Here is a 22,276-nt window from a genome sequence, read left to right as displayed (position 1 = left end):
CTCCTTTTTTACTCATACTGCCAATATAACCTTTATTCATTAATAACTTACGGTATTGGTAACTTGCGTATTGAGTTCCCTGTCTGAATGAACAACGAGACCTGAAGATGGTTTTCGCTGCCAAATAGCCATATTCAGAGCATCACAGACTAATGTTGCTTTCATTCTAGAACCCATACTCCAACCGACTATTTTTCTTGAAAATAAATCCATAACAACCGCTAAATAAAGCCAGCCTTCCTGAGTCCAGACATAAGTAATGTCAGATACATAAGCTCTATTTGCTTCTTTAACATCAAATTCTCTATTTAAAACGTTTTCATAAACTGGCTGTTTATGGTTGCTATTTGTTGTCACTTTGTATTTCTTTCGATAACGAACAAAAATTTTCGCTTCTTTCATTAAACTTTGAGTTCGTCTTCGACCTACTGGATAACCTAATGCATTTAAAGCATTTTTCATCCTGCGGCTTCCATAACAATATTGGCTGGATTCTGCTATTTTCTTTACCCACTCAAGCATCTCCTGATGCTCAGGATCATCAGGTTTATTTCTTTGCCGTTGTTGATAACTGTAATATCCATGCCGTGTAATGCCCAGTAGTTGACACATGACGCCAACTGGCCAGCTCTTCTTATGTTGGGCGACAAACGAATATTTTATTTCGTTTCTTGAGCAAAGAAGAGCGCCGCCTTTTTTAAGATTTCCTTTTCCATTTTAAGGCGTTTATTTTCTTCTTGCAGGCGCCGTATTTCTAATTGCTCCGCTGTTAACTTGCCATTGCCTCGAAATGCTTGGCTATCTTGCTCTTTATGTTCCTTTATCCAACGGCTTAATAGGGCTTGAGCGATCCCTAAATTATTCGCTGCTTCGGTCACCCCATAGCCTTGTTCTAATACTAGGCTAATCGCATCAAGTTTAAATTCTTTGGGGTATTTCTTTCTTATCATCATTACTTTCTCCAGTTAAGTACATTATCTCTTAACTGGGGTGTACAGATCTATTAGACCACGTCACCAAGCCCTGTGCGACATGATGTCGCCAAATAGAGCTGCGGCGCTATGATGCCTCCATCCGTGCTGCTGGAGGAACTTATCTATAGGTTAAACGGCAATATTCTATCAACCGCGTCATATCCTGTATGCAGTAAGACTGGTTGAGAAAATATATTTAACACTTTTATTGATCTATAAAACCAAATTTTTTTAAAGTGATACGCTCTAATTCCATGCATACTCTTAATACATGAACTTATACAAAATTTGATATCCAGTGAAAAAATCGATTTATTGGCTACAGTCTAGACTGGTAAAGGGCTGTAAAGATGTACTGGGAAATTTCGTCCCTTCCTGAAAGGAACCCCGATGAGAAATTAACAACGAGTTGGCTAGTTTTTTTGTCAGTACAGAGAGTTTTTTTAATGAAATAAAGCCAGCGTTTTTATAAGATACTAGGAATGATAGTGTTTTGTGATAAGGAAAAGATTCTTTACTTTAACCCTTGTATTTATTTAAAAGGATTTACATGACCATTAAATCGATTCTAGTCGCGGTAGCTATTCTTGTTTCACCTCAATTGTATGCAGGTAATCTGTATAAATTGACTAAAGAGCCTTTAACTTTTAATCAATGCCCCATTTCAGTAACAGATAATCCATTTGATCTTGCTTTGATGAATAAAGGCTATTTTGTTGTATCCCGTGGCAAAAAAGACAGTGAATTATTGTTTACTCGGTATGGAAAAATCCTTTTAGACCAAGCCTACTACCTTCGTAGCGATGAAGGGGACTATTTTCTCGCAGTAACAAAAAAATCAGATTTTAAGCACTTGAGTAAGATCCAGATTCCTATAGCAAATTTAGCGCCTAAAGCAACCAGTAAAATAAAAATTAGCATCAATTTTCCTGCTATGGCAACTGAAAAAGATGACTACCACAGTAGTATGACTATCTATGACTCTCTATCTAACACCCATACTGTAAACATTCAATCTGAAAAAATTGCTACCGACACCTGGAGAACTCGTGTATCTGTTGATGAAATAGAACTGGATGAAGGAAGATTAGTGTTCAATGGAGCAGGAACCTTAAGTCAACAAGAAGGATTGAATCATGTTCAATGGCCGGCTGACTATGGTTTGCACGAATTGAAAATTGATTTTAAATCAAGTACTCAATATGCAAGCCCCTATGCTGTTAATTCTATACAGCATGATGGTTATTCTCTGGGTGTGTTAACAGGTGTGGATGTTACGCGGCATGGCGAAATTGATTTATTATATAACAATGGCCAATATAAAATGCTTAGGAACCGTATCGCCGTGGCCATGTTTACCAATCCAGCCTATTTAGAGCATGTCACCAGCCATTTATATAGACCTAGTGAAAAATCAGGTCAGCCAAGAATTCATTGGGTTAATAGCGAGTATGCTGTATTTAGTGGGGGTCTTGAAGAAGAGGCCTGCCTTATAAATTAGGTTGAATTTGACTCAATTAGAATGTTTTTATTTCACTTTTACGGAAACTGGCATACCCAGTGAGTTCATTCGGTTTAAAGCAAGCGTAGCAATCCCGCCTTCTGTTTTTTTGCCGAGGGCCTGGGACTAAAGATCGTCGGTTTTGCCCCCATTTAAAGGCCATTTTTTAATGATAGATTCAGTACTGGCGCGGGTTAGATGTTTGTGTCAATGGGAGAAATATTAGTTTTCTAAGTTACTCATTACAGCAAACATTGACCTATTTAGCTTATTGATAATAAGTTAAAAATTTAAAATCCCTAATTTTCTTAATCTGTTCAAAATCACCCAAAAAATGGTTATGAAATGATAACTTTATTCTATTGATAATATTAAATTTATTGGAAAATAACCACCAAATCAAGCCCTTAAATGGCGGCAAAACCGACGATCTTTAGTCCCAGGCCAACTATGACTGGCTTTAATTCTTCTATTGGCATACCCTCAGAATCATTTTTGTGAGTGTATTCATCGAAGGAAAATCCAAAAGCATGAGCAAATGCTATGGCATGGGGCGGGAAGATAATTGAACCTTTTTCGAGAACGGGCAGAGGCTTTCCATTTGAGTCTTTTAAAGCAAGCTCATTTAATGTATCTCTCATTAATGGCCGAGTACGTGAATTACTCGTAGGCCAACTTCCTTTAGTTACTGTTTTCCAGGGAGTGCTTAGTTCGGAATTCTCAGGGGAAATCTGAGCAATCTCGGCAGAAATTTGTTTAGTCTCATCTACTTTAAAGCGTATCCAAGATATATCACGTTGACACCAAAAAGGACCTAAGATCATATAATAAATATGTAATATACAAATTGGTTTTTTATTATCATATAGCCCTATTTGCAGCAACAAACTCATGAATAAATACCTATTGTGCAGTTTTGGCCTTTAAATCAAATATTGCATTATTTATTGGTAGAGATTATCTGCCCTTTTATGTCAGACAATCCTCCTTGAACTGGTTTAAAAGTAAAAAAATTAAAAAACAGGCCAAAGCAAGATTGACTGGTTTGACTCTTGCGATAATCGGCTTCCTCATTACTGTCCAATTGAGTAAGTAGTTTTTGTAGCACAGCTAATTGCCCATGGCCAAGCTTTGGAGTAGTCCAGCCTCGTTGCATCCAGAAAAATTCACCTAAGGGAGTTTCTTTTTTAAGAATGCTCTCGATGAGTTCTCGTTGCTCTTCTTCACCTAAGGTTTGAATATAAGCAACAACCACTTCCTTCCCTCCGTTTTGGGCAAAGGCTAACAAAGAAGAAGAATCGAAGATCAAAGGTTTTGTCAGTAATTCATACAAGAGTTTTCCTCTATCAACCCCGGCAGCTCCTGTTAAAATGAGTTGTTTCTCATCGGCATTGTAATAAGATCTCAATTGCTGCAGTTCATTATCAGTGGCATTGCGGCCATAAAGTTGTGCAGCAAAGGTCTGCCATTTGATCTTAAAGGTGTTAAGCAGTTCTCTTATGTAGGTATTTTTTGAGCTGTTCTCCGCCGGCTTCCCGAATGAATCGTAAATCAGGAAATTGTCTCTCTTCTCTAATAACAGCTTAACAACTTCAAGATGGCCGTTTCGGGCAGCCCAGTCTAGTGGAGTTCTGCCCTCATTATCCTTAGGGCTAATCTCAGCGCCTTGTTCTAATAATTTCTCTAATAACAGGTTGAAGATTTTAAGATGACCGTTTTGGGCAGCCCAGTGTAGTGGAGTCCAGTCCTCATTGTCCTTGGGGTTAATCTCAGCGCCTTGTTTTAATAATTTTTCTAATAACAGGTTGAAGATTTTAAGATGACCGTATTTGGCAGCACAGTGCAGTGGAGTCCAGCCATCATCATCCTTAGGGCTGATCTCAGCGCCTTGCTCTAATAATTTCTCTAATAACAGTTTAACGATTTCAAGATGACCATTTTTAGCAGCCCAGTGCAGTGGAGTCCAGCCCTCATTATCCTTGGGGTTGATCTCAGCGTCCTGTTCTAATAATTTCTCTAGTAGCAGGTTGAGGATTTTAAGATGACCTTTGTTAGCAGCACAGTGCAGTGGAGTCCAGCCGTTATTTTCCTTGGGGTTAATCTCAGCGCCTTGCTCTAATAACTTCTTTAATAACAGGTTCAAGGCTGGAAGATTGTCGTATAATACAGCGCAGTGCAATAGAGTAGGATGAGTAATCTTAGCGTCCTGTTGAATTAATAACTCAATCTGCTCTAAAGGCTGATGACAAAAAATCGCCCAATGAAGAATGGTACTTTGGCCTAGCTCTTTTTTTGTATCAATTTCATAATCAGACTTTTGATAGAATTTAAGAGCCCTTTGGTACACTAGATTTAAGCTTTGCTGGTCATTGTATTTTTTAATCCAATACAGGAGTGAATATCCGCTGGCATCTTTTTGCAAAAAGTCTTCAAGGCTAAGTTCTTGAATAGTTGATTCCTGAATTTTGCCTTCTTTTGCCGCAATGAATAATTTTTTAAAGTAGGGTTCGAGGTGTTTGTATTCTTGACTTTCTTTCTCTTGAAATAGAAGTTTCCATGAAACAGGGTTATCGTTTTTCGCCTGTTGAAAATGATGAGGGAAATAATGTAGATAGCATTGCTGCCAAAGCCAATTATCCTTGATGAGAACAGAGAATAACTGGCTAGTCAAGGCGGCATTGGGGAGATCTTGGATATCGAGAAAGCTTAGAATCTTTATCCAGATCTCCTCAGGTAGCTTAGGAAGATCTAAATCCAACTCAGCCTTTTCTTGTGCCTCTTCGAAACCTTTAGTCATAATATGAATCAATAAAAACCTAAATGATCGTTATTGTATCATAATACCGATTTGGTACCAATAAACTCGTGAATAAATGCCTTATGGTGCAGTTTTGGCATTTAAATCAGTAGGGTTAGCTGAGGTCTTGTGTGAATATAAGGTGCCAAGTCTGGATATGTATGTGGTATATCCAGCAATGAGGTAACTAAGTAATCGGGTCAAGGTTATTATAAATTTTTTAGAAGATTTAAATTGCTACCTTACGAGACCTGTTTAGGAAACCCCAAAAATACCCTGCATAAAAATTAGACTCTTATCATAAATAGGTAATGTTGCCTCGACTTTGAGATAGATAACGTACCGGCCTGTTGTAAAAGGTGAAAAATTTGTTTACAAAACAGTCGGTTATTGGTCTAATGCACTTTATTTTGAAACTGTTTGTCAGATGCAAGGTACACTCTACCCTAAAGAAAACAATGTTAATTATTTCAGCTTAGAGGCGCTAATTCCTGAAGAGCATTTTCTAAAGAAAGTTAATAAAGTAGTTGATCTAACTTTTATAACTAGAATAACGGAAGGTTTATATTGTCCTAACAATGGTCGGCGATCGATTGCCCCAGAATTGTATTTTAGAATGATTCTTTTGAGTTATCTGTATTCGATAAAATTTACAAGAAAGCTAATTGACGAAATTCGTTACAATATTGTCTATCGTTGGTTTTGTGGATTAACTATCCACGATAAAATTCCTCACCATGCAAGTCTCAGTCGGATTAAACAAAGATTTAAGAAAGCCGTATTTGAAAATATTTTCCTGAATATTGTTTATCAGTGCCAACAAGCCGGATTAATAGAGGGCCGCTGCGTTATGACAGACAGCACCTTTATCCAAGCCAATGCATCATTAGATTCAATGAAACCGATTGACGAATCAATTCCACAAAAAAGTAGACCCAGTAGCAGTTGCAAAAATACAAAATGGCAACTATCAAACAAAACACACCGCAGCGTTACCGACCCTGATGCTACTCTTGCTTTCAAGGCTGGAATGGCAAGAGACCTTAAATATAAAGCCCATGTTTGTTGCGACAGTAAAAGAAGAGTAATAACGGCTATTCACATAACAACTGGGGCAACTCATGACTCTCAGCCATTTAAAGAATTAATTAAGGAATTAAATACTAGATTTTCTAACTCTATCAAAGAAGTTGTCGCCGATAGAGCTTATGGCTCTGGAGCTATACTGGCATTTTTAAAAGATTATGAAATTAACTCCTTTATACCTCTTTTTACAACACGAAGTGGTAATAATTGCTCCGAGTTTGAAGGAATAACTTTTGATCATACAAGAAAAACCTATGTTTGTAGTAACAATGTATTCTTTCATGCAAGCAAGGTTAATTCTGACGAAATTATTACTTATCGCACAAGAGTTAAAGATTGTAGGTATTGCCCTCTAAGTGATGCTTGTCAAGCTCCCATTGTAAAAGGTAGAGGGATCCGGGTTATATCAAGACATATTCATGATGACATTTTTAAGCAAGTAAAAAGGCAAATGGAAACTGAGATTTTTAAGCAAAAACTACGTGAGCGATTATGGAAAATTGAAGGTGTGATGAATGAATTAAAAAATCATAACGGCTTGCTTAGAGCAAAATATCGTGGAATTGAGAATATTCAGATACAAGCCTACATGGCTTCAATAGCTATCAATATTAAACGGTTGGTATTTTTTATACTCCTTTCAATTTGCTTTAAAAGATCAAAATCTGCCATCTTTTACAACAGGCCGGGACATCATCAATCACATGATTAGCAATGATAAATGGGAGAAATTAGCCGTATGGATGGCCAAGCTTCAGATCAATGAAGCTGACCTCATCGAAAAATTTATCTTGGGTAGCGGTAAGGGTGGACAGAAGTTGCATAAAACGGCTTCGACGGTCTATTTGAAGCATCCGCCCTCTAATTTGGAAATTAAATGTCAGGATTCCAGGAGTCGGGAGGATAACCGCTATTTTGCAAGAATGCGTCTTTGCGAAAAATTACAGACCCTAATCTCTGATGAGAAGACCAAGAATCAGCAAAAACTAGAAAAAATAAAACGACAAAAGAAAAGGCGTTCTAGACGTTCTAAGCAAAAAATGTTGGATGAAAAATCCAAGCAGGGGCAACTTAAAGGCTTGAGAAAAAAACCACAGCTGGGAGAATAAAAATTTCATGTCTTGCTTATTTAGATGAGTTTCTGACTTATTAGAAAATCATGGGCAACGGTTTGTGGACTCATTTTTTTTACATCCACCAAGTAGTTTAAATATTGTATGGTTTTATTATCAATTCTTCCTAGCAAAGGTTTTAAAACTGAAGCAATCTGAGGGTGTTTTTTAAGAATAGCGTTACGGACGATAGGGGCGGCATAATAAGGGGGGTAAAAATGCTTGTTGTCCTTTAATACGCGTAAATGAAATTCGGGAATCCTGCCATCAGTAGTGAATACTTCAATAATTTGCACATCACTATTTTGAATCGCTTGATAGACAAGATCCGGTTGCATTTGTAATATTTTCTTGAAACTAAGTTGATAGGTTTTAGTCAGGCCTGGTAAACCATCTTCACGCATAAGAAACTCAGCTGTGGCAGCAAGAATAAGTTGAGCATTGAACGGTGTTAAATCGCTTAAGTTCACTAAATGATGTTGCTGGGCAAATTGTTCTTTGACTGCTAACGATTCATTATTGTCAAAACCAAAAGGTTCCAACCAGACTAAATCATAATTTTTCAGATAAGCTTCACGAACAAAATCATAGGTTTGTTGCGGACTTAGGATCTGATTTTTTTTAAGTACAATAAGATAAGCAGTACCGGTATATTCGGGGTAAATATCAACTTGGCCGGCTAGTAAAGCATTTTGTAAGATGGTTGTTGTTCCGAGATTAAATTTTTTAATAATACGCAAATCAGTTTTAGCTTCGAGTAGTTCTGCCATTAAATAACCTAATAAATACTGCTCGGTGAAATTTTTGGTTCCTATCACCACTGAATTTTTAGTGTGTTTAGAGAACGAGATTGAATCATAAGTGACGGTGAAAATTAGAGTGCCGATAATAAGACTAACTAAGATAATTTTTGCTTTTTTAAAACGCAGTTTTAACCGCTGTCGTGGCGATAATAAAAGACTAAGGGTCGCGATAACATAATCGATAGTTAAAGCCAATAGAGCAGCAGGAATGGCCCCTAGTAAAATGAGTCGAGGATCATTGAGCGACAAACCTTGAGTAATAAAATCACCTAATCCCCCAGCACCTATAAAAGCAGCGATTGTGGTAATACCAATCGTCATAGCCATAGAGGTTCTAATGCCGCCCATGATGACCGGTAAGGCAAGGGGGAGTTCAACAAGGTATAAGCGTTGCCAACGCGTAAAACCGAGGCTATCTGCAACTTCACGATAGATGGGTGAAACGCCTTTTAATCCCGTGTAAGTATTGCTTGTAATGGGTAATAAAGCATAGACGATGAGTGCAATCAGTGTAGGAATCAAGCCAATCCCTACAAATGGAATTAAAAAACCAAGCAAGGCTATACTAGGTATGGTTTGAAAAATATTCGTCATACCAAGTAAAAAACCTCTTAATCTGGGCAAGCGAGTAATTAACAGCCCTAAACTAAGACCAATGAGGATCGCAATGAGCATCGCCGAGACAGATATAGAGATATGCTCGATTAACTTGGTATGTAATTCAGATAAATGTGATTTAATAAAAGCCCAGTTATTATCCATCTAATTAATTGTTTTATTATTAAGTAATTGTTTAACAAATTCGGTAGCAGGATGGGCCAATACTTCGTCTTTTGTTTCAACTTGCTCAAGATGACCGTCATGCATGATGGCAATTCGGTCTGCTAAACGAAAAGCTTCATTAATGTCGTGTGTTACAAAAATAATTGTTTTTTTGATTTTTTCTTTTAAGGCGATAATTTCATTTTGCAACGCCTCCCGAGTGATTGCATCTAAGGCAGCAAAGGGCTCATCCATTAAAATATATTTGGGATTGTTTGCCAAAGCACGCGCTACGCCAACTCGTTGCTGTTCGCCCCCTGATAATTCATCAGGATAGCGGTTATAGTATTTCTTTGGTTCGAGATTAACGAGCTCTAGTAATTCATTGACCCGTTGTTCGCATTGTTTTTTTGGAACTCCCATTAATCGCATGACAATGGATATATTTCTAGCCACCGTCATGTGAGGAAATAAACCAGTATGCTGAAATACAAAACCCATAGATCGTCGCAATTGGACTTTAGGATATTTTATTATTGATTTGCCATCAATTTCTATCCTGCCTGAGGTCGGTTTAAGTGTATGATTGATCAATTTGAGTAAGGTTGATTTACCGCTGCCAGATGAGCCAAGTAAAACTAAGGTTTCTCCATCGGCAATAGTTAAATTAATGTTTCTTACTGAATAAGCCACTTTTCCATCAAAGGATTTGGAAACATTATGTAAGCTAATCATCGCTAATTGGATTTCCTATAACGATACATCTATTTTTTGTCTATCAATAAATAGTTGCAAAATTATAAAGGACATGCAATCACTTTGAGGCAAGTATTACTCATGTTATCGGCTTTAGCTCAATTTTTAAGTTTTCTTTAATAAAATATTGGTAAAATTTTCTAGTTTATTGCTTAATAGTAGACTTGTATGAAATTAAAAAACGAAAATAATCCTCGCAAAAGAAAAGCAAAGACCCTAGAACCATCTCAAGTATTAATAAAACAACCAAGCTTAGAAGAAGATGGGATAGTGGAAATTGGGCAAGAAGAATTCTATAAAGGGCAACCGCCTAAAAAGCAAAAAACGAGCCCAGTTAATCACTTTGCAGCCTTGCTATCTTCCCCAAATTTTCAGGATATGCTGAATTTGCTCTTTTCTCAAGCAGAAACTATATCATTGACGCCGCTTGCTGATGAGGAAGAGAAAGCTAAATTGCCTCAAACTATCCAAGCAAGGCAGCCACAACCTGCAAAAGCACCAATTTTCATTATTGACGATGAAGGGCAACCAGATGAAATGTTACCGCCAATAATGGGGCCAATAGCGCTGCCTACCCTGCAAACCTCTAATGATAGGGATAAGGAAAAAGGGAAAGAACGGGAGGTAGGCGACTATGATTTTCCCACGATAATAGCTCCACAAAATCGCCCGCCATTTTTCTATCTTGACGATAATAACTCCATTCAAGAGTTAGAGAATTCGATTAACTTATCAGCTAACGGAGTCAGGGTTAAATTTCAATACCTAAGTAGCAAAAAGGATAAGCCAGGTCTGGTATACATTGCTCCTCTGAATATCATTTCATCGCAGCAAACTCACTACGGGGTTTACGCCAAGTGTTTTATCAAAAAAGGAACGGTTTTATTTGAGTATACCGGTGAAAAAGTTTCCGATGAGGAAAATGAAGATGAAAAGAGAGACAGCGATTATTTTATGCTTTTAATGCATCCCCCAAAAAAGATTGATGCTAAATATCTAGGTAATGGTTCTCGTTTTATTAATGATTCAACCGCTAAGGAAAATGTTCAATTTAGAGAAAGAAAAGGGAAAATGTTGGTCATTGCTGTCACAGATATTTTTGAGGATGAGCAGTTATTAGTTAGTTATGGTCCAGATTATCGTTTTGGCTTTAAACCTTTCTTTTTACACCCTTCGGACAACTTCAGATCTGCACAGGAAATTTTTGCAGCGAATAAGGATTACTATCATCCTGTCCCTTATCATTTTGCAAACTGTTCTTATGATCTTAGCGCCTTAGGTATTTCGAGAGAAGATACTGCTTTTATACCTAAGCCGATTTACCAGATGTTGCATAATAAAAGCATCAAAAAATATGATGCTTTTTCCCATTTGCCGCTGCCGGTTTTAAAAGTAAAAGATGGACAATTCACACCACTTTGGCAGCAAGAACGAATCACTTTAGTGTTGATGGCCGCCTATCTAGGTAAAGTAGCTGTTTTGAAGAAATTACTCCAAAACCCTAAAACAGATGCAAACATTCAACAAGCCATGTCGGGCCGTACAGCCTTGCATCTTGCTTGTTTAGGCACTTCGCTGGATAGAAATCCTCATGATGTAAAAAAACGATTGGGTCTCATAGATCTGCTTGTAAAAACATCTAGCTTAGATTTCAAAGATGGAAATAATAAAGCACCTATCTTCACATTAATTGATCACGCTTCTTCCACCTATTTAAAACATTTTATGCAGAAAGTTGAACCTACTTTGGAGGATTTCAAAGGACATAAAAGAAATCGATTTGATCCATTTTTCTATGCATTAAAAAATAATAAAAAGACCCATGCTCTAGTTATTCTTCAGTACATGGAAAAAATTGGGGAATTATCTAATTATGCAGAGTACATAAAAGAATTTGTGCGTAAAAAAATTATTTTTACTAATGGTCGCTCTGATCTCAATTTAATTGCAAATTGTAATGAGGTGCTCGCTCAAATGGGCATTGCTAAAACGGTTGTCAAAATTCCTAATCTTTTCATGCCTCAAGTATCTATTTCTAAGGAAAAGAATAGGGTTTTTCGACCAGATTTACCATCTAATTTACTGACAAAAGGAAATTAAACTGTTGACCTTAGAACTTGTTAATTAAAAAGCGGTTTGACAGGTATTGAAGGCTATGCCAGTCTTAAAACAATAAACTCAAGGACGATTTCTATGACAAAAGTTCATGCTTATGCCGCTCATAAAAAATCTGGTCAGCTTTCGCCTTTTGAATATACTTTGGGGGAAATTGGGCCAGAACAGGTCGATATTAAAGTAGAATCCTGTGGTGTTTGCCATTCGGATCTCTCAATGATTGACAATGAATGGGAATTGAGCAGCTATCCTCTAGTGCCGGGGCATGAGGTGGTAGGTACAGTCAGTGCAGTAGGCGAACGCGTTAAAAATGTCAAGGTTGGCCAGCGGGTAGGGCTTGGATGGTTCAGCGGAAGTTGTAGGTATTGCCATCACTGCCTTCGCGGCGATCATAATCTTTGTGATACAACAGAACATACTATTGTAGGAAGACATGGCGGTTTTGCTGACTTGGTGCGCTGCGACTCAATCTGGGCAACTCCTTTACCTGAAAAATTGAAAGCGGGCGATGCAGGTCCTTTATTATGCGGTGGTATCACCGTGTTTAATCCAATTGTGCAATTTGATATCCGCCCCACACATCGTGTAGCTGTGATTGGAATTGGCGGTCTTGGTCACATGGCGCTGCAGTTTCTTAATAAATGGGGATGTGAGGTGACCGCCTTTTCGTCTACGGCGGCTAAAGAAGCTGAGGCCAAACGTATGGGAGCGCATTATGTGGTGAATAGCAGCGATAATAGGGCGTTGCAGAAATTAACTAAGCGTTTCGATTTTATATTAAACACCGCTAATGCAAATCTTGATTGGCCAGCCTATCTATCTATGCTTGCACCACGTGGACGGTTGCATATAGTGGGTGTAGTACCTAAGCCTATTCCAGTTCCTGTTATGTCGCTTATTTTTCCTCAATGCAGTTTATCAGGATCACCACTTGGAAGTCCTGCGACTACTCTCGATATGCTTGAATTTTGTGTGCGCCACAATATTCAGCCATTAACAGAGCATTTTGCTATGAAAGATGCCAATAAAGCAGTTGAGCATCTACGAGCAGGAAAAGCACGTTATCGTATCGTCTTAGATAACTAAATTCCTGAAAAATAGCTCCCCTTAGTTTTGCCAAAAATCAGGTCAAGCCAGAGGATGCAGAGACTAATGGATCAAATAAGAATCGCAAGCTTGCCCATGCTGTTTAATTGGTTCAATTTCATTAGGTTAAAATTCCCATACCATTCTCCTTAACGGTATCACAGCTATTTTGGGCAAAAAATCATGTTGGTTATGGGACACTCAGCGATTTACAGACGATCGCAGTAAAACCATGTCTCTATGAATACGCCACATGAAAAAAATCATTAAAAAGGGAATGAGAAAGAGACTAACAACCATAATCACCATGACTAAATTTAAAGCAGCAGGACTTAGCGTGACTTTATCTAACATCCCAGACAATTCCTGAATTTGCGCCGCATTTTTCTTAATCGTGGCTGAACTTTGTTCAATAGCATTAATATTAGCTTGGATTGCTGTTGTGCTTTGCGCAATGATTTTTTGATTATTGTCGATTGCTTCGCTAGCTTTTTGAACAACATCATGGTTTTCGCGAATTGCTTTAGAGCTCAGCTCAACCACATCTTTATTGGCAGTAATGACTCGACTGCTTTCTTCAACGGCTAATTTATTAGCTTCAATGGCCTTTGTACTGGATTCTACAGCTTGGTGGTTGCCATTAATTGCAGTAGTACTTTGTTCGACAGCTAGGCGGTTGGCATTAATCGCAGTAGTACTTTGGTTGACGGCTTGGCTGTTGCCATTAATCGCGGTAGTACTTTGCTCGACAGCTTGGTGGTTAGCAGCGATGGCTTTGGTGCTATCTTCCACGGCTTGGCGATTATTGCCAATTGCATTGGTGCTTTCTTTAACTTGATCGACAAGCTTACAGCCACTTATCATGACGATGAAGAAAAGAAGTGTGAAAGCAGCTAAGCGTTTAAGGGATGTTGCAATTGTTAGATTTCCTGTCATAATACCGCATCCTTGTGTAATAGCTATCGAGTTATTCCCTGCCTGCTAAGAGCTGCACAGGTCAAGGGATCCGCTACTAAAATCCGTTTTATCTATTTTCTAGATATGTTCTAACCATTTAATGCTAATTTTAAATAGATTTCAAGCGAGACTGACTTTAGAGTTTAATTTGTAGTTGGTGAAAGCTAAGCTTTTGTTCTTTTTGTTGAGCTATAATTTAGAGGCAATCATCAGATCTAAAAGATTCGATTGAATGGGAATTTTTTTTCGTTCATGAAAACTGAGTATAAGTCATAGAATAATTCTTAATTTTTTTGCTTAATTGAGCAAAGGCAATGAATGATAGAGATAAATCTAATTTCTATTTAGTAGCGATCATTCTCACGACAGCAGTTGGGATGGGATCGCTGCTAAATTCTTACTCATCAGCACTTTATATTAGTAATTTTTCTCGTTCAACTTTACCCTATTTTTTTATATTTTCCGGAATTGCTTCTGTTCTTGTTATGTGGGTATTAATCCCCTTTCTCGCCACAACAAATAAAAAACCCATATTGTTTGTTCAGATTTTATCGATAATTCTTGTCATATTATATTTGATACTTACTATGTGGCCTTCTAAAACTCTCTCTTTAATTTATACTTTTTTATTTGTTGCTCTAATACCTATTTATTATGCAAATAGTTGGGATATTGCAGAATTTGCATTTGAGCTTCGTGTGTTTAAAAAAATTACCAATAAATTTTTAACTATCATGTGTATAGGCTGTATTTTTGTCGGTATTTTTTCTTATGTTGGAATCGAAATTTTTGGAAAAAACTTTTTAATTTATTTTTCTTTGCTTCTTATGATTGTCAATTGTATAGCAGTGTCAAGGGTTAAATTGCTCCATACAAGCTTGAAGAGCCCAACGAATTCTTCATCGCTACGAGTTTATCCCTTATTCATGGTTCTAGCCGGTTTTATAGCCTTAATTAACGGCATCATCATATTTGCAAATTATCAAATGATGTTTCGTTTGAGCGAAGCATTTGATATGACGCAAATTACAAAATTTATGACGCTTTTTTATCTTTCGTTGAATATAACAGCATTTCTACCTCAGTTTTATGCAAAGCGTCTTTTAGAAGGATGGGGAATCTCAATATTGTTTAGTTTATCTACAGTTGTTATATTCATTTTTCTTATACCATCGATTGTTTATCCTAATTTATACAGCATCGCTTTATTCAATGTGATTGTTTGGACTGTCTACGTTAGTTTGATCCTGTTAGGTGATCAAGTTGCGTTAAATGCACTGCCCTTTGGTTTGAAAAATAAAGGTCAAATATTAATCAGTTCAATTGTCGTTAATGCAGCCCGGATTGTTGCGTCATTGGGTTTGTTAATCCTCGCTTATCATTTTAAATTCTATCCTTATCAAATCTTAACCGTATTTTTCCTCGCTATCATGTTTATATTTTCATGGAAAATTAAGAAATTCTATGGCGAAACCTTGCTTTCAACGATTAAAGGAAAGCGATTCTATTTGTCAAATTTAGATGAACAATATGATTATAATTTTCTAGCAAAACAAGTAAGAAGTTTATTGGCAAGTGACGATCCAATAAAAATAAGAATTGGTTTGTCTATTTTAAAATTAAAGCGCTCAAAAGGCGAAAAAGTGAGTAAAGAGCTACTTAAGCTTTTTAACAATCCTGATTATTTGATTCGAATCGAAGCGTATAAGGCCTCGCGTGATTTCAAAAAAATATCTATTGATAACTTAGTCCAACAGTTACAAAAAGAAACAAATTCAGAAGCTACTTGGCAACTTCTCGATTTAATTTTGCAGAAATCTCATGAAAAAATAATGGGAAGATTAGACGAATATTTATATTCATCGCGCCCAGTTTATCAAGCTATTGCTGTTGTTTCCGCGATAAAATATGGTGAATTCTCTCAAGTTCGTAATGCGATAGAAACTCTAGAAAAAATGACTAATTCAAACGATGAAGATGTCAAATTATTCGCTGTAATGGCATTGAAAAAGATTAGTATTGGTAATCCGGTAGAGTTGATAGAAAAATTAATGAATGATTCAAATTACAAAATAGCAAAACAAGCAGTTAAAGCGACTTATAGCATGTCAGACAGACGGATTGCCCGATTTCTAATTATGAAATTGGATACGCCGAATATCTGTCATGACGCGATGCAATCATTGTTAAAAATTAAAATTGATATCGCTCCCTTAATTTATCGTAGTTGTTTGAAAATAAATGTTCATCGCTATAAGCCTCTGATTAGAGTACTTTGCGAACTGAATACTTTTACTGCGGAGAAATGTCTAAGTCGATTGATACCGAAGGTGCCCTTTTTATTTTCGATTGAACTGGCTAAGCAAATCGCATTAAGAGCTTCAAAACAACCATTATCGGAACAATTAAAAGCGGATATTTTGTCACATATTGATGAAATTATTGCTGATTTAAATAGGTATAATTTTTTCTTTCATCAACAAACAGACGAGAACAAAAAGCGGGAGTTTTTATTTCGTAGACAATTAATTGAGAAAAAACTAATTTATTATCTTGCCACAGTAAGTCAGCCAAGAAAAATAATGGAAATTTATCCTAAGTTAGAAGCGAAGCATTTATCGGAGCAAAATAGTGTTGAATATGAAATCGCTCTTGAGTATCTTGATTGGTTGATTGAAGATAGAAATCTAGCAAAGAAAGTTTTTTCATCCATTGAAAATCAATTGCAAGTCACTAATCATAACTCATTAGAATTTCAGTTAGATTGCTGGTCTAAAAAAGTATTACAACATGAATCTTCAAAGGGTAGCGATATGAATACAATCGATAAAGTTTTTGCATTAAGGAAGGTTGCTATTTATGCAGATATGCCTGCTGAACTTCTTATGTCAGTTGCTGAAGAATGTCATTTTGTCGAGTTTTCAAAAGGAGAAAAACTGATAAACATAGGCGATTATCCCGACAAAATTTATACAATATTAAGTGGCAGCGTTGCCGTTGTTTATAATGGAAAAATAGAACGCTATGAAAAAGAAAATGATGTGCTTGGTTTATTTGTTCTGCTTTCTGAACGCAAGAGTCAGCTTGAAGTGATAGTGAATGAGGATGCGGCTATGCTTGAAATATCACGAACGGTATTCGAACAATTAACCAACGATTACCCAGATATACTAAGAGAAATTGCTAAATACGTGGTTAGGATTTACTTCGATGTTGTGGAAAAACATATTCCAAACGAGCCAATATCTTAATTGATAAAAATATCCTAGTCTGTCAATCCCCAGCTGATGTATCCCCATGAAATGAGTATCTAAGAAATTTGTATTCATTTTATCCCGTTCGAGCTGAGGAGCAGGCATCGCCTGCGTCTCGAAGCCTGTCCTGAGGCTCCTTGAAGGCCTGCCCTGAGGGCTTCTCGAAGGGGGGCTTTCATGGCACTTCGAGATAGCGCTGCGCGCTTCCTCAGTGCGGACGGAATAAACAAAACGATCGATGAACAAAACAGTCTATTTAATTTCGTGGGGATACCTCTGTGCCCTCATTTTTTAATAACAATAGATTTTGTTTAAAGGGAGATTTTGTTTAAAGGGGGAAATTTCGTTGATAAATCCATCTTTTGGTGATGAAAAAAACAAATTTGACTGCTTTAATTCTGAGTTTGTTTTCCAATAAGTGCTCTTGTAATTTTCTTTTTTCCCTGCTTTGGAATTAACAGGGGCTTTGCTGGGGTTTTCCTCTGTGTTCATTCGATTTCTTATCAATGAAGTTGATAAGAAATAGATGAGACCCAAAGTTAATGCTGTGGTGCCTATTATGGCGCGATTTATAGCTTTGACAGAAGGGATTTTTATAGGAGATAAAAAGATAATAAAACTAATTGTTAGCATGATATATTTATAAATATTTAAACCTGATTTCACGCCTTGGCAGAAAATAAAAATATCTTTTTTTAAGAAAGACTTATCAATGCCTTTTTCTTGCTTATATAGTTTGTGCTCCAATTCACTTAAAAGGCTAAGGTATTCCTCTGACAATAAATCATTATTAGCGGTTGAGGAAATCTCCTGTTCTAGCTCGGATAATCGAGTAATTAAACTATTAATTTCTTTTTCTAATAATGCAAATTCAATTTTTTTTTGTGAAATTTTCAACTTATTCTGTAAATTAATTTCATCATAAATTCGGATAGTTAGCGTAGCAATAAAATAAATGACACAAAAAATGGTGATAAAAGATAAGGCATGTGGCATGAGCAAACCTAAGGCTAAAACACCGATATAGGGATTGATGCCATCGATCAATCCGCATAATAATGAAGAAAGAAACGATAGAATTTTAAGTTGAGTCGAGGGCCTGCATATTTGGTCTCGGATTAGTTCAATATCTTCTCGAGATAACTCTGATAAATTGCGGATCTCAGCTAGCAAGATTTTATTAGTATCAAGCATTTCATTTTGAAGGTTTGTTTTATAACGAAACCAAATGCGGTTTAGTATCGATAGAATGCCTATCATCAGCCCCAGAGGCATAATAAGATGGCGAATGTCGGCAAGATCGAGTAAAAAAATTAAGGTAAGAGTACTAGTCACTCCCCGTAAAGCATTGCGTAAACTTTTTAAGGAGTCGCGGATATAGGGCCAACTAGTCGCAATCAAGCGTTTTAACGCGTTGTCATCTCCCTTATCAAAATAAGTGGCTAGCAGTGCGAAACTAATTAGACTTGTGGCAGCCAATAGACCAATTGCTATACCAGCGGGCGAGCTGAGCCACTCTTGCATTTCATGGGCTGAAAATTCACTATCTGCAAAAAATAGGTCAAAACAGTACCTAATCATGGCAAAAGATAGCCTATAACTGTCTAGGCCGATATAAAGAGAATAAAGATAAATATATTTGTGACGCTTTTTTGTTTTTGGAAGCATTTAGCGAAGATTAATCACAAAAATAAATAATGGTGGACTATACTGAGGCAGATAGTAATAATCAATAACAAATTTAGTCTATTAATTTAGGCTCTTAAAGCTTCCGAAGGAGAAGTATCTATCTCCGGCCAAATTTCCCCGCGACAGGTTTCTATAATCTTATCGAACTCTCCTTTAATATAATGGCCAGCCTTTTTATAGATACCATGAAGCTGTTTTTCTCCGTCTGCAAGGGCTTTTAATAATTCGGTTAAATTATCCCCGAGTCCATATTTGTCTAATTTTTGTAATTTCTTCTGTATTACTTCTGCCAACTTTACTTTATCCGGAGAGAAAAATGGTGGTATTTTAATAGGACTAATGGTAGATAAAATAGTATGCACGGTTCCCCAAAACTCACTTCTTTTTTGATAGGCAGAGAAGCGCTGAGCCATTGTATAGGCAAGAGTAGATTCTCCAAAACTGGGTGATGATAGGCGATTGATAGATGAAATCAATTTCTTATAGGTATAAGGATGATTTGAAAGCCTGTAGTGTGAGTCTGCCTGCTGATTAAAAATGAAGACCTCGTCGGTTCTATTATCTAATTGTAATAGCATTCCTCTAACTATCCGTTTTGCTTGCCTAAGTTTTTCGTAAGTAGGAATCTCAGGATTATTTTTTAAATCTTTGAGAGACTTATTAACCTCCTTTAGATAAGCTATTTGACTTTCATGAAGATAAAGATTGTAGCCAATGTTCTCTTTAAACAAGTTCATTGCCTCATCAATAAATTGATTAGGACCGACACTTAATTTTTTTAATTGGCGCGCCATATAGCTTCTTGGCTCCGTCTGCGATAAGTAACTTGATGCAGTGCAAATCGTTTTTTGTAAAAGTTGAGTTGCAGCTTCCCGTGAATTACTCGCTTTAGCTTGTGCAAGCCTATCTTGTAATAATCTGATAACCGCTCTCGTTTCCATAGTATTTTCTTGGCGGTGATGAATATTATAATTAATAATCGCTAAGATAGAGTGTTGTAGAAAACTAAAATCATCGCTTACTAGCGTTTCTCCTAGCTTTGGATAAGGAAAGAGTAGTTTCTTGCGGGGCTCTGGTATCTTGCCGTCTTTAATCCCACAACTTTTACAAAATGCCTCATAGAATTGAGGGTGGGTTTCTTTTAACTTTTCAAGATCGGCCAGTACTGGAGGCAGCTCTTGATTTAGCGAATTATTATAAAACCAATCAGCTAAATGGGGGTAGATTTGTTCAAATAATTCCCAATGCTCTTGATTAACAAATAATTCTAAATTTCGGACATAGCGTCTATGCTCAGTTAAAACTCGTCTTGTATTAAGTTCAGTACCTTTAGAGTAAAACCACCAGTGCTTTTGCATTTCCACATATTCTGTAAACCGCTCTTCTGGCGTTAGCAATTTTGCTTTACGCTCAGTATAATTCGTCCAGCTATGCATGACCTTATAATTAGGTACTGGTGCATCCACTGGTAAACTACCTGTTTCTTTAGTGAAGCGGAAAAAATCATCATGCACTAATCTAGGTACATGGTTTGTATTTTCATTTTCTGTGAGATACATAGCTGTACCATGCCAACCGGGATAAATTTTAGTTGACATTTTGGTCTTTCGAGCATTAGAAATGACGTATCTATCCCTATCTTGAGGGTCAAAGCCGGGCTTAAATTCATGTAGCATCGTTGCTGATTCAAATTTTGCGACATTAGGTGGGATAGTATAGGAGTTTGGATCTTCTAAACGTCCGGGTCCTGCAACATGCTCGACTAGAAACATATTCACATCGATATCGGGATACATGGTATTTAATAAATGAGCAAGTCGCATGCAGGCATCCGCTCCGCGACTATAACCATGCAAATTAATGGCTTTTGGAGCCTCGCCATTTTTCCTAATTTGTTCTTCAATATAGAAAATGGCCTCAAGCAATAATTCATCCATGCCTTCGCCTGCAAGACAACCTTGCAATTGATGCATAAGATCTCTAACTTTTTGGAGTAATTTTCCTGGTATAGGGATTTTTTCGTCTGTTTGTGGGTTATAAATGTATCGTCCTGGGCTAGGATTCTTTTTTGCTTCTTCTGCGTTTGCGGCCACTGAACCCACGCCATCGAATAAACGAGCAGGCGTTTTTTCCTCGGATACCTTTTGATAAAAATGAGTCAAAGCATCTTGATAACAGCTTCTATGACAGGCTGTGCCTAGAAAGAAAAAACTAATTACGTTCTTTGGCATGATGTATCACATTAATTTTCGACTTAATCTAATAATACACGATGAACATTAATGTTATATTATGTATAAAAATTAAACCAAAAAAGATTGGCCAGATCTTTCGTTTCCAGGCTTTTGGAGCAGAAAATTAGGGGTAAATGATTAAAAAGAATGATTTAATTTTGTGCATTATTGTTTTTTTTCACTACAATTAAACCAAATGAGGATGAGTAGTTAAAATCAAGGTAATGGATTATCGATGATTAAATTATTATTCCTTTGGGCTTCCTTAATTTGTTCCTCAGGTTTTGCACAAGGGCGAGAAATTGCAATAACTATTGATGACCTACCGCTTGTCGCTTCAAAAATGAATACCATGAACGATAAGCTATTAGCGATGGAGCGTTTTACCCGTATTGTAGAGGCATTTACAAAGTACAAAGTGCCTGCTACTGGTTTTGTGATTGCTGGGTCCATTGAGAAAGGACAGTGGGTTTTTTTAAATCAATTTCGCCAAGCTGGCCTCACGCTTGGTAACCATACTTATTCGCACTATAATCTTGATGAAATTAGTGCAGAAAAGTACATTGCTGATATTGACCGTGCCGATAAAATTTTAGAACCTGTCATTTCAAAGCCTAAATATTTTCGTTATCCCTATCTCGCCGAAGGTAGTCCGGCTACCCAAGAAAAAGTCAGCGCTTATCTTAATGAACACAATTATCTTATTGCGCCAGTCACCATCAATAGCAGAGATTATGATTTCAATGCTTTAATTTATAAAGTTCCCCTTCATTTGCGCGAAAAATATATTAAAGGAATTAAACCATTCTATTTAATTTTTATTTGGCAGCAAACGTTGCAAGCAGAAAAAAGAGCACAAGAAGAAGGGCAAGGAACAAAGCAAATATTATTGCTCCATGCCAATCTAATCAATAGCTATCTATTAAAAGATGTTTTGGAGCTGTATCAACGCAATGGCTATAAATTTATTAGTTTGAAGGAGGCTTTGGAAGATCCTGCGCCCCTGCTTACCGTACCTACCAGGGAAGAGAAGAGAAAAATGAAGTTGGAAAATAATCCCACACTCTTTAATCCACATTATAGGCAGTGAAAAATGGATATTAACCTGTTGAAAAAGAAGCTTTTGCTCCTTTGAGCTTGAGGAGTTCTC

General features: G+C 36.9%; 13 protein-coding genes and 2 pseudogenes. 7 read left to right on the top strand and 8 right to left on the bottom strand.

The genetic code is table 11. The annotated features are described in order from the left end of the window. A pseudogene (locus Lnau_RS16485) lies at positions 1 to 953 on the bottom strand (IS3 family transposase); the annotation flags it as partial. A 571-nt stretch (positions 954 to 1,524) separates the two neighbouring features. Between Lnau_RS16485 and Lnau_RS13430 the strand changes: the two are divergent. Next, positions 1,525 to 2,475, top strand: a complete 951-nt coding sequence (locus tag Lnau_RS13430; RefSeq protein ID WP_058505650.1) for a flagellar hook-basal body complex protein — start codon at positions 1,525 to 1,527, stop codon at positions 2,473 to 2,475. Between the two features lie 407 nt (positions 2,476 to 2,882). Here the strand turns inward: Lnau_RS13430 and Lnau_RS13425 are convergent, their stop codons facing one another. Then, positions 2,883 to 3,368, bottom strand: a complete 486-nt coding sequence (locus Lnau_RS13425) for a hypothetical protein (protein WP_058505649.1) — start codon at positions 3,366 to 3,368, stop codon at positions 2,883 to 2,885. A 47-nt stretch (positions 3,369 to 3,415) separates the two neighbouring features. Next, positions 3,416 to 5,272 carry an ankyrin repeat domain-containing protein gene (locus tag Lnau_RS13420; RefSeq protein ID WP_058505648.1) on the bottom strand — a complete coding sequence of 619 codons (1,857 nt, stop codon included), beginning with the start codon at positions 5,270 to 5,272 and terminating at the stop codon, positions 3,416 to 3,418. A 427-nt stretch (positions 5,273 to 5,699) separates the two neighbouring features. On the opposite strand from Lnau_RS13420, the pseudogene Lnau_RS13415 reads away from it, so the two are divergent. Together Lnau_RS13415 and Lnau_RS13410 are read left to right on the top strand one after the other, a co-directional pair. Continuing rightward, positions 5,700 to 7,056 (top strand): annotated as a pseudogene (locus Lnau_RS13415) (transposase); the annotation flags it as partial. Positions 7,057 to 7,062: 6 nt separating this feature from the next. Beyond that, on the top strand, positions 7,063 to 7,467 hold the full coding sequence (locus tag Lnau_RS13410; protein WP_058506011.1) for a peptide chain release factor family protein: 405 nt from the start codon (positions 7,063 to 7,065) through the stop codon (positions 7,465 to 7,467). 20 nt (positions 7,468 to 7,487) lie between these two features. Here Lnau_RS13410 and Lnau_RS13405 read toward each other — a convergent pair whose 3' ends face one another. After that, a complete protein-coding gene (locus Lnau_RS13405; RefSeq protein ID WP_058505647.1) occupies positions 7,488 to 9,035 on the bottom strand; it encodes a glycine betaine ABC transporter substrate-binding protein in 1,548 nt (515 codons plus the stop codon). After that, positions 9,036 to 9,770, bottom strand: a complete 735-nt coding sequence (locus tag Lnau_RS13400) for an ABC transporter ATP-binding protein (RefSeq protein WP_058505646.1) — start codon at positions 9,768 to 9,770, stop codon at positions 9,036 to 9,038. A 189-nt stretch (positions 9,771 to 9,959) separates the two neighbouring features. Here Lnau_RS13400 and Lnau_RS13395 point away from each other — a divergent pair, with 189 nt between their 5' ends. Beyond that, complete coding sequence (locus tag Lnau_RS13395; protein ID WP_058505645.1) at positions 9,960 to 11,891, top strand: SET domain-containing protein-lysine N-methyltransferase; 1,932 nt, start codon at positions 9,960 to 9,962, stop codon at positions 11,889 to 11,891. A 93-nt stretch (positions 11,892 to 11,984) separates the two neighbouring features. Further along, a complete protein-coding gene (gene ahr, locus Lnau_RS13390) occupies positions 11,985 to 12,992 on the top strand; it encodes an NADPH-dependent aldehyde reductase Ahr (protein ID WP_058505644.1) in 1,008 nt (335 codons plus the stop codon). 201 nt (positions 12,993 to 13,193) lie between these two features. Here the strand turns inward: ahr and Lnau_RS13385 are convergent, their stop codons facing one another. Beyond that, positions 13,194 to 13,928, bottom strand: coding sequence for a hypothetical protein (locus Lnau_RS13385; RefSeq protein ID WP_058505643.1), 735 nt, complete (start codon positions 13,926 to 13,928; stop codon positions 13,194 to 13,196). A 335-nt stretch (positions 13,929 to 14,263) separates the two neighbouring features. Between Lnau_RS13385 and Lnau_RS13380 the strand changes: the two genes are divergently transcribed. Beyond that, positions 14,264 to 17,200, top strand: a complete 2,937-nt coding sequence (locus Lnau_RS13380; protein ID WP_058505642.1) for a cyclic nucleotide-binding domain-containing protein — start codon at positions 14,264 to 14,266, stop codon at positions 17,198 to 17,200. A gap of 294 nt (positions 17,201 to 17,494) precedes the next feature. On the opposite strand, the gene Lnau_RS13375 is transcribed toward Lnau_RS13380, so the two are convergent. Together Lnau_RS13375 and Lnau_RS13370 are read right to left on the bottom strand one after the other, a co-directional pair. After that, positions 17,495 to 18,784: a hypothetical protein gene (locus tag Lnau_RS13375; protein ID WP_058505641.1), complete on the bottom strand. Its 1,290-nt coding sequence runs from the start codon at positions 18,782 to 18,784 to the stop codon at positions 17,495 to 17,497. Between the two features lie 173 nt (positions 18,785 to 18,957). Further along, the gene (locus Lnau_RS13370; protein WP_058505640.1) at positions 18,958 to 21,123 is read right to left on the bottom strand and encodes a DUF5621 domain-containing protein; all 2,166 of its coding nucleotides are present in this window, start codon (positions 21,121 to 21,123) and stop codon (positions 18,958 to 18,960) included. Between the two features lie 238 nt (positions 21,124 to 21,361). On the opposite strand from Lnau_RS13370, the gene Lnau_RS13365 reads away from it, so the two are divergent. Beyond that, positions 21,362 to 22,216 carry a polysaccharide deacetylase family protein gene (locus tag Lnau_RS13365; protein WP_058505639.1) on the top strand — a complete coding sequence of 285 codons (855 nt, stop codon included), beginning with the start codon at positions 21,362 to 21,364 and terminating at the stop codon, positions 22,214 to 22,216. Positions 22,217 to 22,276: the final 60 nt, after the last annotated feature.

It is taken from the genome of Legionella nautarum, from assembly GCF_001467895.1.
GTDB classification, from domain to species: Bacteria; Pseudomonadota; Gammaproteobacteria; order Legionellales; family Legionellaceae; genus Tatlockia; species Tatlockia nautarum.
This window is presented reverse-complemented; position numbering and strand designations above follow the sequence as displayed.